Origin of the sequence: Pseudomonas prosekii, from assembly GCF_900105155.1 — a bacterium.
Taxonomy (GTDB): domain Bacteria; phylum Pseudomonadota; class Gammaproteobacteria; order Pseudomonadales; family Pseudomonadaceae; genus Aquipseudomonas; species Aquipseudomonas prosekii.
The window spans coordinates 2924451-2937532 of record NZ_LT629762.1; the positions used below are offsets into that span (position 1 = coordinate 2924451).

The window sequence follows — 13082 nt, forward strand, 5'->3', positions numbered from 1 at the left end:
CATCCTAGGCAGGCTATTGGTCCGTTGTAAGAGCCATTACTGGCCAATTTCATAGGTCCATTCAGTGCGAGAACGGCGATGACCAGCGAACCGTTGTCCTTGTCCTTCAACCCGGCCGGCATCGAACTTGATCCGCGCCAAGGGCTGAGCCGACAGCTCTATCAAGCCTTGCGCGCGCGGGTGCTCGATGGCCGACTGGCCAGCGGCACGCGTTTGCCGGCCACTCGTGATCTGGCGGCAGCGTTGTCGATTTCGCGCAACAGCGTGGTCCGCGCCTACGATCAGTTGTACGCCGAAGGGTTTATCGAAGGCCGGGTCGGCGACGGCACTTATGTCGCGCAATTACCGCAAACCGCGTTACCGGCAAAAAAACTATCCACAAAACTGTCCACAGGCTTATCAACAGGCTTACCCACAGCCTTATCCACAAATTGGCTGGATTTACCTGTGATTCCATCCAGTAAAGTTATCCACAATGTGGCTTTGCAGCGGGTTGAAAACAACCATTTGGCCCTGCCGCCCAGTGGTCCGCCGAAGGCTTTTAGAGTCGGTGTGCCGGCCTTCGATCTGTTCCCGTTCGAGGTGTGGGCCAAGCTCAACGCGGCTTTCTGGCGCAAACCGGATTTACAGCAGTTGTGTTATGGCGACCCGGCGGGCGATGAGCGATTGCGCGGAATGATCGCGGCGTATTTGCGCAGTTCGCGCGGCATGCAGTGCACGGCTGAACAAATTGTGATCACCAGTGGCGCGCAGCAGGCGATTAGCCTTTGTGCACAGCTGCTGGTGGAGCCCGGCGATGGTGTGGCGATCGAGAATCCGGGCTACCGCGCGGCGGGTCATGCATTCGCCGTGGCCGGTGGCCGATTGCACGGCGTGGCGGTTGACGGCGAGGGGATCAATTGCGCTGAGCTGGAAGGGCTGAGCGATTGCCGCTTGGCTTATGTCACGCCGTCTCATCAATACCCGACCGGGGTGATCATGAGTCTGGCGCGGCGTCTGGAATTGTTGGCGTGGGCCGAGCGCACTCAAGGCTGGATCGTCGAAGACGACTACGACGGCGAGTATCGCTACAGCGGCGCGCCGCTGGCACCCTTGGCGGCGCTGGATCGCCAGGGGCGCGTGTTGTACGTCGGCACGTTCGGCAAAGTGGCTTTCCCGGCATTGCGCCTCGGTTATCTGGTGTTGCCGCCGGCGCTGGTCGATGCGTTCTCGCGGCGCCGCGCCGTGGACGTGCGGCATTCGGAGGTCAGCACGCAAGCGGTGATGGCCGAGTTCATTGCCGCTGGGCACTTCCAGCGACACATTCGGCGCATGCGCCGCGCCGCGTTGAGTCGTCGCAATGCGCTGCTGGCCGGTTGGCCGAAGGATATTCCGGGCGTCGGCAGCCTGCCCAATGTCGCGGCAGGCCTGCATTTGACTGTTTCGGTGGAAAGCGTCGCTCGCGAGCGCGAACTGGTGGCGCAAGCGGCGGCGGTCGGCGTTGAGATCAATCCGTTGAGCAGTTATTGGTTGGCCGATTCCACCCTGCCAGCAGATCAGCGCGCCGGGTTGGTGCTGGGTTTCGCCGCTGTGCCGGAGGCCGATATTCACTCGGCGCTGATGCGTTTGCGGGTTGCCTGGGGTTGCGACTGACTCCGCCAAATACCGATCCCCTGTAGCAGCTCCCGAGCCCGCGAGGGTGCGTTCGAGAACGCAATTCTCGCCTTGGGATTTACGTCTGCTACGCAGCCGAACGCAGCCTCGCAGGCTCGGCAGCTGCTACAAACGCCGAACGCAGCCTCGCAGGCTCCGCAGCTGCTACAGGATTCAACTATTTGTTGCGGCCGGTTTTATCGGTTCGAGGTCGAGAAACAGTGAGCGCGTCAGCGGATCGTTGATTCGGCGCAGCACGTAATCCATCGGTTCAATCAATTCGAGTTGTTGACGCAGTTCCGGCTCCAGCGTTTGCAGATAACTGTCGGCAATTTTCAGGTGCGCCGCGGTCGGTTGGCTGGCCGGGCTGTCGGCTGCCTCGTAGTGAAAGTGCGCGACCCATAGCGGCTGATCGCTACGCGTGGTGTCGAGTATTCGATATTCCTGAAAATAGTCTTTGCGATTTTTGGTTCTGATCCGCCCCAGTTCGTTGCGTACGACGGTGACTTGAGTGTTCTGATGCAACCACTGGAAATACTCCTGACGCGGTTTGCGTTTCTTCAGCATCGACGCTCGAACGTTGATCCCGGCGGTACGCAGTTGCTCGGCGCCGCTGCGCAGTTCGGCACTCAGCGTCGAGACCGGCGGCGGCTGACCGGTTGTGCTGCGGATGTTGGCTGAAGCGATATCGACCGCTGCGGCTTCATCCTCATATCTGAGCGCTTGCTGCTCGAACAGATGCTGCATGTCGGCGGGGATGCGGTTGGCGCGTTCGGCGTCCTTGCGCGTGCGCGTGATGAAACTCTCGACTTCAAGATTGAGCCCCAGCGCGTCGGCAATAACTTCTATGTCCTTTCTAACGGGTTTGGCCGGTTGCTCGCTCTTGGGCATCAAACGCTTGAAATGAGCCGTTTGCGCCGGCAGCTCGGTGTCCGTTGGCGAGTTGCGCGGGCGGGTTTTCGTGACTTTCACCTGCAGGCGCGACGGCCCGGCAACGGCGGGCGTTTCTTCCTGCTCGACGGCCCACTCATCTTCCGGCACAAGCGCCGAGAGCTGCGCCTGGGCAATTGCCTGGAACTCCTTGATCTGTTCATGCAAACGCGCCACTGCTTCGGGATGGGTCATGGCAGGGTATTGCTCGGGCAAGTCTTCGAGCCGTTGCAGTGCATCGGCGAAAGTATCGGTCAGTTGCGACAGCACATTGATGCGTTGCGCGGCGGGCGTTGGCGCCTGCGCGGGTTTCAGCAGATCGTTGAGTTCGTGACTCGCTTCCGAGGCATCGACCACGATGTCCGCCACCGCCGCACGGGCAAGCGGCATCATTTCGCTGGCCTGTTCTTGCACGCATTGCTCGTACGCCATGCCGATCAGGTTGGCCTTGTAATCCAGTTGCGAGTAGCGCGGCATCAGGCTTTTGATGGTGTGCGACGCTTCGCGGGAGGCGCGGCCCAACACTTTCAGGCCGTCCAGAGCTTCCTGCGCCCAGCCGATGCGCTGGATGATTGCGTGCGACACCTCGGTGGCCCGGCCAATCGTCGGCAAGTCGCCGCCCACGGGCACATTGGGGTTGATCGCGCCTTCGCCGGTCATCGGCGCAATGATCGTCGAATACAGAGAGCCCTTCACCGTGAACCACAGCGACAGGTATTTTTCCAGCAAGGTAGTCAGGCGCAGCATGTCGTAGGTGTAACCGATTGTGCCGCCCAGTTGGCGCCACTCGCCGAGTTGCGCGAGCGCTTCGCGGTAGTTGTCGATCACGCTTTCGATGCGGTCGGTATACGCCTTGGCGTGCGCTTCGTAGCCATCGACGGGCGCCAGCAGCATCGCATCCTGCAATGCCTGCACTTCATCTTTTATCGCCGTTTCCTGACGTTTGAACGCCTGGATTTTTTCCTCCAAGGCGTCCTTGCGCTGCTCTTTTTGCAGGCGGATGGCTTTCAAGCGGCTTTTCAAACCGCCGCCGCGCAGGCGCAGGCGCGTGTCGACGTACCAATTGCCGTGCAGGTCATGGATCAACAACGGCCCATTACGCATCGGGCTTTTGCGATTGAAGATTTCCACTTCGTCATCGCCATTGGTCATCACCTCGAACCAGCGTGTGCCGACCCTCGCGTAACGTTTGTCGTCGAGCTGGTACAGGTGCGGCGGAGCGCTTTTGAGGATGGTCACGTCGGCATTGTTCAAGTCCGGCGCGCTGACTTTCAGGGCGTCCAGATAAATACCCAGCGGACCTGGCGCGCGGCGCGGAACCGAGGCGGTTTCTTCCAGCGTGGTAGCGTGTTCCAGCGGCAGTTGGCCGGTCAGCAGGTGGCTGTCGAACGTCATGGTGGTCGCGGCAGTCGCCGGTGCCAGCAAGCGCGGCACCGATTTTTGCTGCAGCGAGCTGCGGCGTTTGCCGGGTCTGCGCTCGACCTCGACGCGATTGCGGCGCTGACTGGCGCGGTGGATCAGGATCATCCCCAGCGTCATCAGCACGTCGCCAAGCGACGTCCATTGCACCAGGCTGTCGCCGCGTTCGCGTGCTTCCAGCCCTTGCTGCAATTGCCCGATGCATTGCCAGACCCACGCGGCGGTGCCCACCGGGCCGGTCAGAAAAGTCGAGGCGATATTGAAAATCGCCCAGCCACTGTCGCGCAGCAGTTCCCAGCGACGCTCGCCGTTCGACAGCGATTGCCGATCCGCTTGTTCGACCAACGTGTTGGCGTTGCTGGTAAACAACGTGGGTAACAGATTTTCGCGAATTTCGTCGGTGCCCAGGCTGATCGGCCCGCTCAAGTCGAGGTTGAACAGCATCTCGATCCCGGTTTGCGTGGTCAGCCACGGTGACGGCAGGCCGACCGGAAACACGTACTGCGAATATTCGAAACTGAGCGCCGGGGTCGGCAGCCAGGCCAGCACCGAGTCGCGCAGTTCGCCAGGCTGGTGGATGGCGTAAATCATGTTTTGCAGCGAGGCGAATTGCAGCAGCGGTTGTTCCAGCGCCGGACGGTAGAGCAGGCACGGACTGTTGTGCGGATGCCGTGGGCCGATGATGAACATGTTCGCCACGGTATCGCCCGTCGACAACAAACGATGGCGCGGCACGAAACTCAATGGGCGGATGACGATGTCCTGCGACTCCTGCGGCGGATGACCCTGTGCCCGGTCCATCAATTCACAGATGTAGCGATAACCCGTCGCGTTGACGCCGCCGTCCTTTTGCAGCTTGCATTCCAGAGCCTTGAGTTTGAGCAGGTCGGGCAACAGGTTGACATACCGTTGCAGTTGATCAAATGCCAGCGTGTCATCGTCGATGAGGTGAGCCTTGAGCAGCGCCGGGTAGTTTTTGCCGACATCGACCTGCTGCGCAATTTTCACCAGGTAAGGCACCGTCAGCCAGGCAGGGCAGGCCTGATTGTTTAGAAATTTCAGCGCCGCTTTGTACGGCGTGTTGTTCTGCAGGGCGAACTGGCCGAGGGTTTCGACGTGGGTTTCCTGCGGGTTGGGCAGGGTGAAGGCGCCGACGCTCAGACTGCTGACGACAACAATGCGCAGGTCCTCAAGGGGCAGCGCAGCAGCGTCATTGGCATGCGCGCTGCGGTCCGCGATGATCGCGTTGCGCATCTGTTGTTCGGCATATTCGCTGATCAACTGGATGTCGTTGAGCGCGGAAGCGTTGCGCAATCGGCCCTGATTGGACAGGTAATGGCCGTAGGCTTGCAGGTCGGACGCGGAGGCGTTGGCCAGCCACGCGGGTATCGCCGCTTCGAGTTGGTCGAAGTGGACCTTTTCTTCGGCGCTGAAATTCCCGGTACCGCTGGAGGCGGGTGAAATGGGCAGCGTGGTTGCATCGGCCGAGGATTGCAGCGAAGAGATCGCCTCCATTTGCCCGGCGATCAGCGCCCACGCGACGTAATCGAACACGTTGCCATCCGGTTCGAACAGCCGCCATTGCCAGGTATGCCCGGTGTCCTCCATGCCCATGCGCGTCGGCAGGGAAGCGCCCAACGCTTGCATGGACGCGAAAGTTTCGTAGCCGCCCTCGATGCTGTGCAGCAGCAGGATCTCGCGGTTGTTATGGGTCGCCTTGAGCACGATTGCGCCGCTGAGTACGACGTGGCGGACGTTGTCCGGCTCGTCGTAATCGATGTCGATCAGGCACGCCTGAATGCCCGGGATCGCAGTGTTGGCCGTGGCTCGCTCGGTTTTGTCGGGGTAGGCGGAAACGGCTCGTGCGACTTCGCAGTCATCGGCGGTCCAGCCTTTGATCTGTTGCAGGTTCAAGGCCTTTCTCAGGGTGTCGCTGAGTTCATGCCAGCGCGGTTTGCCGCTGATTGGCGCGTTCCAGTAAGCGAGCTGCTGCTGCTGGAATTCGATAAACAGCAGCGGCGCGTAGTTATTCAGCAGGTTGGCGATGTCCTCGATGCTGACCGCCAGTTGTACGGGGTATTCGGTGAGCGGCGCGGGGGTCAGGAAGTGCTCGCCTTCAATGAAGTTGGCCGCTTGTGCCGAGCGACTTTGCGCCAGCAACGTGGTGGTCATGGTTTCGATCAGCGGCTCGAAGCTGTTCAGCGATTCACCGGCCGGCTCCCAGTGCGGGGTGACGATCAAGGTGTGATCCGGATCGATGTGCAGGTTCGGGTACAGCTCGTGCAGCGCTTCGCGCAACAGTTTTGCGCCGACTTCCCGCAGGCTGGGGCCGCGGCTGGTCTGGTAGATCAGCGCACTTTTTTCCTGCAGCAGCATGGCGTTGTTGAGGTGTTCGGGCGGGGAGGTCATGGTCGGTTCCTTGTTGATCGGGGCATTACGGAGTGGCCCACGGTAGGAAACGCGATGCTGCTGCGGGTGGTAGCTATTTATCGCAGGCAAAAAAAGACCCGCGCATGGCGGGTCTGGTGGCTGGGCGGATGATCAGGTGCCGGATTTGATTTTGGTCCACGCTCGCGTGCGTGCGCGTTCGGCATCACGCGGCAGCGGTTGCAAGGTGTAGAGCGTGCTCATCGCAGACTCCGTCGGGTACAGGTTGGGGTTGTTGCGGATCGCCGGATCGACCAGCTCGGTGGCGTCCTTGTTCGGGTTCGGGTAACCGACAAAATCGCTGACCGGCGCAATCACCTGCGGTTGCAGCAGGTAGTTGATGAAGGTGTAGGCGTCTTGCGGGTTTTTCGCGCCTTTGGGAATCGCGAGCATGTCGAACCAGATCGGCGCGCCTTCTTTGGGCAAACGCATGTCGACCACCACACCGTTTTTCGCCTCTTTGGCGCGATTGGCGGCCTGGGAGAAACTGCCGGAATAACCGACCGCGACGCAGATGTCACCGTTGGCGATGTCGGCCATGTATTTCGAGGAATGGAAGTACGTAACGTAGGGCCGAATCTTCATCAACAGCGCTTCAGCCTTTTCGTAATCCGCCGGTTTTGTGCTGTTCGGGTCGAGGCCCAGGTGTTGCAGGGCCAGCGGCAGGATCTCCGACGGCGAGTCGAGCAGGGCGACGCCGCACTGCTTGAGCTTGCTGATGTTTTCTTCCTTGAAGATCAGGTCCCAACTGTCCACCGGCGCGTTGGCGCCGAGCGCGGCTTTGACTTTGTCCGGGTTGAAGCCGATCAGGATGGTGCCGTACATGTACGGCACGGCGAATTTGTTGCCGGGGTCGTTGGCCTCGATCAGCTTCATCAACTTGGGATCGAGGTGATTCCAGTTCGGCAACTTGCTGCGGTCCAGCGGCTGGAACACCCCGGCTTCAATTTGCTTGGCGAGGAACACGTTGGACGGCACCACCACGTCGTAACCGGAATTGCCGGTGAGCAACTTGGCTTCGAGCGCTTCGTTGGTGTCGAAGATGTCGTAGACCAGTTTGGTCTGGGTGTTCTGTGTCTTGAAGTCTTCCAACGCCTTGGGCTTGATGTAGTCGAACCAGTTGTAGACGCGCAACGTTCGCTCTTCGGCGTGGGCGGCGCCGCTGAGCAACGTCGCGCACAGCATCGTGGGGACGAACGCTGGAGCGATAAAACGCTTGAGTCTGTTCATTGTTTTAATTCCTCAATGGGCGCTTTCAAAACCTTCGAGAACGTTGACGGCGTTGATGCCGATTTCCTCTACCGCGTAGCCACCTTCCATGACAAACAGCGTCGGTTTGCCGAGCTTGCCGATGCGTGCGCCCATTGCCAGGTAATCCGGGCTGTCGAGCTTGAACTGCGAGATCGGATCGTCCTTGAACGTGTCGACGCCCAGCGACACGACGACGATGTCGGCGCCGTACTTTTCGATCTCCTCGCAGGCCTGATCCAGCGCGGCGCTCCAGGTCTCCCAGCCTGAGCCGGCGGGCAGAGGGTAGTTGAAGTTGTAGCCTTCGCCGGCGCCTTCGCCCAGTTCATCGTCGTAGCCGAGGAAGAACGGGAATTCGGCTTCCGGGTGGCCGTGGATCGAGGTGAACAGCACGTCGCTGCGCTCGTAGAAAATCGATTGCGTGCCGTTGCCGTGGTGGTAATCGACGTCGAGGATCGCGACTTTTTTGTGGCCCTGATCGATGAAGGCCTGAGCGGCAATTGCGGCGTTGTTGAGGTAGCAATAACCGCCCATCAAATCACTGGCGGCGTGGTGTCCCGGCGGACGACACAACGCGAAAGCACTGCGGGCGCCGCGCTGGATCGCTGCTTGCGCGGTCAACGCCACTTGCGCTGCGCTGTACGCCGCTTGCCAGGTGCCGGCGGTGATCGGCGCGCCGCCGTCGAAGCTGTAATAACCGAGCTGGCCGTGCAGGCTGGTCGGCATGATCCGCCGCAGGGTGCGCGCCGGCCAAGTGTAGGGCAGCAAGTCGCCGTCGGTATTGAACTCGGTCCAACGGGCCCAGGCACCTTTGAAAAAATCGAGGTAGTCGCGGCTGTGGATGCGGGCAATCGGCTCGAGGCCGAAATCCTGTGGCGCTTCCACCGGGCCGAGGTCGCGGTCTTGCACGCGCTGTAGAACGTGATCGGCACGGGACGGCATTTCGAAGCAGGGCATCAGTTGCCCGTCCATCAATTCGCAGCGGCCGTGGTGCAGGTGGTGATCGTCTGAGTAAATCGTCAGCATTTTGTTGTTCTCCGCAGGCTGATTCGGTTGCACCCAGTCTTGCCTCGCACGGCGTTTGGGAGAACGGCAGGAGAGGCCAAAAGGGGATCGATATGGCCAAAAACTCTGACCGCAATTCGCCCCTTGTTGGCGCGCGTCTGCCCCCGAATGACGCAGAACCCGTAGGAGCGAGGCTTGCCCGCGAAGGCGTCCTTGCGAACGCTAAAAGCTTCGCGGGCAAGCCTCGCTCCTACAGGGATTTGATTCCTGCGTCGTTGTGCTTAAGGGCGGAACTGGCTCGGCGCAACGCCGCTCCAGCGCACGAACGCGTGGCGGAAACTGGCGGTTTCGCTGAAGCCCAGCGCCTCGGCGATCTGGTAAATCGGCAGTTGATCGTCGCAGAGCATTTGCTTGGCCTGTTCAAACCGCAGCTCATCGAGCAGTTCCTGATAACTGCAGCCCAGATCCTTGAGGTGCCGACGCAAAGTGCGCGCCGAACATTTCATCTGCGCCGCCAGCCCCTCAAGCCCCGGCGCCGCGTTCAATTGCGCGCCGAGCAACTGGCGGATGCGCCCGAGCCAGGCCTGACGACCGGTGAACTCGGTGTTCTGCTTGCGGCAACGTTCGGCCATGGCTTGGTGGGTGATGACATCGGCCAGCGGCAACGGCTGATCGAGCCACGCGCGGTCGAAGGCGAAGGCGTTGTCCGGCGCGTTGAAGTTCAAAGGGCAATTGAAGTGTTCGGCGTAGGTCGCCTGATAATCCGGCGCCGCGTGCTCGAAGCGTGCGCCGAGCAGCGGCAGCGGATGGCCGAGCAGGTCGTCGCAGATGACTTTCAACGACACCAGGCAGAATTCGGCATTGAACACTGCCAGCGCCGGGTTCTCCCGATAATCGGCGGCGACGAACCAGACGCGCTCGCCATCGTCTTCCAGGCTCAGCTCGAAAAGTGTTCCCAACAGCGCCGGATAACGCATCGCCAGGCGCAAAGCGTCACCGAAGGTGGCACTGGTGAGCAGCGCATAACCGAGCATGCCGTAGGACGAAACGTGCATGCGCCGGCCCAGTTCCAGGCCGATATCACGCTTGAGCGCGACCGCATTGGCGCAGACCTGCATCTCCTGATTAGTGGTGATGCGCGTGTCTGCCCGGCTCAGATCCGCCGCGCTGATGCCGCTGCCGGCGAGCAACGCTGCGCTGGACAAGCCTTCGGCGCGGAAAGTGCTGAGCACCAGGGAAACCGCATTGAGAGTGGTGAGGTGCGAGTGCAGCATGGGGGCTTCCAGCGATTGGATGCTGGAATGGAGCAAGTTACATGCCCGCAGGCACGATCATGTCGCTAAATAACACCTGTAGGAGCGAGGCTTGCCCGCGAAGCTTTTGGCGTCTTTGATGACGCCTGCGCGGGCAAGCCTTGATACAAGGCCGGTGTCGGATCAGCTCAACTCACCACACAGATCCAGTTCGACCAAGCGTCGCACTTCGGCGTGGTCCAACCCTGCGCCGAGCAGCGCGTGCAATTTGCCGAACGCCGCTTCGCGGGTCATGCCGCCGCCGGACAACACGCCAGCGCCGCGCAAGCGACTGCCAGCCTCATACACATCCAGCTCGACCCCACCTTCATGGCATTGCGTGACCGCAACCACCACCACGCCGTTGTCCCGCGCGCGGACCAGCGCGGCGAGGAACTCGGGGTTGTCGCTTGGCCCGGTGCCGCTGCCGTAGCATTCCAGCACCAGACCCTGAATGCCGCTGTCGAGCAGGCCGTTCAGCACCTCGGCGCCGATGCCGGGGAACAACGGTAATACCGCGACGTTCGCGAGGTTTTTCGGCTGGTCATAGGTCAGTTCTGTCGGCAGTGAAGTCGCCTTCACGCCGCCGCCCTGACGTTCCAGGCGCTTGAACGGATGGCGGCCGAAACTGCGCACTTTCGCGCAGCGTGTCGGGTCCAGCAGTTCGCCATGGAAATACAGGTGAACCCCCGGCGCCAAGCCTTGGCCGAGCGCGACCAGTGCACCGCCGAGGTTTTCCCAGGCATCGCTGTCAGTCACGCCGGCCGGCAGCATCGAGCCGGTAAAACATACGCGCGCGTGCAGTCCGAGCAATTGGAAACTCATCGCCGCCGCGCTGTAGGCGAGGGTGTCAGTGCCGTGCAGGATCAACACGCTGTCGCAGCCCTGCACGTCCACCGCATCGACCACGGCTTCGCGCAGTTGCTGCCAGTAGGCGGGGGTCATGTTGGCGCTGTCGATCAGCGGGCTCATCTCGCGAAAACGCCACTGCGGCACCACGAGTTGCGGTTGGCTGTGCAGGTATTCGCGCATCCGCGCTTCGAAACCGGATGCCGGGGCCAGACCGGCAGCGCTGGCTTGCATGCCGATGGTGCCGCCGGTGTAGAGCACCATGACGTGCTGGGCGGCAGGGTAGGTCGAGGAATTCATGGAGATCTCCGAGAACGATGACGTCCGGTGTAGGAGTGAGCCTGCTCGCGATGGCGGCGTTTCAGTCAACGGTGAAGTTGAAGGTTACGACCGCTTCGCGAGCAGGCTCGCTGCTACAAGGTTTTTCGCACTTTAACCGATCAGCGTTGCGCTGCGGCTACGTCTTGAGGCTTGGCTTGCGTCGGCGCTTCAACCTTGCTGGCGGAGGCTGGCGGGTTGGCTGGCCAGGCTTGCAAGTCGAGGTCGAGGTCCGGGAACTTGCTCGAATCGAATACCGGCGTCTTGATCCCGGCAGCGCGCTGGTCGTCGTAGTCACGCAGCACGCGCATGGCGATCTTGAACAGCAGGAACAGCGCGATCAGGTTGACGAACGCGAGCATGGTCATGGTGATGTCGGCAAACGCGAACACCGTGCCGAGGTTTTCGACCGCGCCCCAGTAGATCAACACCAGCACCAGCGCCCGATAAGCCATCAGCGCCAAGCGGTTTTCACCGATCAGGAAACGCAGGTTGCTCTCGCCGAGGTAGTAGTTGTAGAGGATCGAGGTGAACACGAACAACGACAGCGCCACGGAAATGAAGCTGCGGCCCCAGTCACCGACGACAGCGGCCAGCGAGTTCTGGGTCAGGGCAATGCCGTCGCCTTCAAAGCCCGGCGTGTAGAAACCCGACAGCAGGATCAGCAACGCGGTGCAGGTGCAGATGATGAAGGTGTCGAGGAACACGCTGAACGCCTGAACCACACCTTGTGCCACCGGGTGCTCGACCGACGCGACCGCCGCCACGTTGGGCGCACTGCCCAGACCGGCTTCGTTGGCGAACACGCCGCGTTTCACGCCCATGATGATCGCGCTGCCGACCAGGCCGCCGAACGCTTGATCCAGACCAAAAGCGCTTTTGACGATGGTCATCAGCATCGCCGGTACGTGGTCGAATTGCAGCACGATCACGTAGAGGGTCACGCCGATGTACACCAGGGTTTTGACCGGCACCAGCAGGTCAGCGACCTTGGCGATGCGCTTGATCCCGCCGATGAACACCAGACCCAGCAACACCGCCAGCGCGGCGCCGGTGTAAGTCGGGTCGAGTTCGAATGCGTCTTTCAGTGAGTGGGTCACGGCGTGGGATTGCAGGCCGTTGAAGGCAAAACCGAAGGTCACCAACAGCAGGAATGCCATGACCATGCCCAACCAGCGCTTCTGCAAACCGTGCTGAATGTAATAGGACGGGCCGCCGCGATAGGTGCCGTCGGAGTCGCAGCGTTTGTAGAGCTGGCCGAGGGAACATTCGAAGAAGCTGCTGGACATGCCGACCAGCGCGGTCACCCACATCCAGAACACTGCGCCCGGGCCGCCCATGGTCACGGCGATGCCGACCCCGGCAATGTTGCCGGCGCCAACGCGACCGGCGAGGCTGAGCATCAGCGCCTGGAACGAGCTGAGCTGACCGGCGCTGCTTTTGAGGCTGTCGCGAAACACCGCGAACATATGGAAGAAATGGCGCAATTGAACGAAACGCGAGCGGATCGTGAAGTAGCCACCGAGCCCGACAATGAGCACGATCAGTACTTTCTCTGAGAGGAAGCCGTTGATGACTTCGAGCATGGAGTATTCCTCGCTGTTTTTTGTTTAAGCAAATGCTGGATTGGCAGAAACATCGCGTTACACCGGTTTGCGCAGGGCAAAACAGGTGAGGCGAATGTGTCGTCCCGGGTTCCATATCGCGGAGTTTGTTATTAGTTCGGGTTTCGCATGGGTTTGGGCCTCGTTACCGACGACCGCTCACGCGAAGAGGGGCGGCACTATACCTATCCGAGTGCCGTCCGTCTGCACGATAGCGGTGCAAGCGACGAAACGAAGCCCTTTCTCATGTGGGAGCATGGCTTGCCCGCGATGGCGATGTTGAGGGCGCCATCGCGGGCAAGCCTTGCTCCCACAGAAGTCGAGTCAGGCACGAGTTGTACGGTCGGGCCTGTAAACA

Annotated in this window: 7 protein-coding genes; 1 reads left to right on the top strand and 6 read right to left on the bottom strand. The window is 61.1% G+C overall.

Annotation, left to right across the window (positions count from 1 at the left end):
• Positions 1 to 78: 78 nt before the first annotated feature.
• Positions 79 to 1632 (top strand): MocR-like pyridoxine biosynthesis transcription factor PdxR, encoded by a 1554-nt coding sequence (gene pdxR / locus BLU01_RS13195; RefSeq protein WP_092275931.1) that lies wholly within the window; start codon positions 79 to 81, stop codon positions 1630 to 1632.
• Between the two features lie 174 nt (positions 1633 to 1806).
• Here pdxR and BLU01_RS13200 read toward each other — a convergent pair whose 3' ends face one another.
• From BLU01_RS13200 to BLU01_RS13225, 6 genes are all read right to left on the bottom strand, one after another.
• Positions 1807 to 6390, bottom strand: coding sequence for a dermonecrotic toxin domain-containing protein (locus BLU01_RS13200; RefSeq protein ID WP_092275934.1), 4584 nt, complete (start codon positions 6388 to 6390; stop codon positions 1807 to 1809).
• Between the two features lie 132 nt (positions 6391 to 6522).
• A complete protein-coding gene (locus BLU01_RS13205) occupies positions 6523 to 7638 on the bottom strand; it encodes a polyamine ABC transporter substrate-binding protein (RefSeq protein WP_092275937.1) in 1116 nt (371 codons plus the stop codon).
• 12 nt (positions 7639 to 7650) lie between these two features.
• Positions 7651 to 8682, bottom strand: a complete 1032-nt coding sequence (locus BLU01_RS13210; protein ID WP_092281598.1) for a histone deacetylase family protein — start codon at positions 8680 to 8682, stop codon at positions 7651 to 7653.
• A 260-nt stretch (positions 8683 to 8942) separates the two neighbouring features.
• The gene (locus BLU01_RS13215; protein WP_092275940.1) at positions 8943 to 9935 is read right to left on the bottom strand and encodes an AraC family transcriptional regulator; all 993 of its coding nucleotides are present in this window, start codon (positions 9933 to 9935) and stop codon (positions 8943 to 8945) included.
• Positions 9936 to 10097: 162 nt separating this feature from the next.
• Complete coding sequence (locus BLU01_RS13220; RefSeq protein WP_092275943.1) at positions 10098 to 11102, bottom strand: asparaginase; 1005 nt, start codon at positions 11100 to 11102, stop codon at positions 10098 to 10100.
• A gap of 140 nt (positions 11103 to 11242) precedes the next feature.
• The gene (locus BLU01_RS13225) at positions 11243 to 12706 is read right to left on the bottom strand and encodes an alanine/glycine:cation symporter family protein (protein WP_092275946.1); all 1464 of its coding nucleotides are present in this window, start codon (positions 12704 to 12706) and stop codon (positions 11243 to 11245) included.
• Positions 12707 to 13082 lie beyond the last annotated feature (376 nt).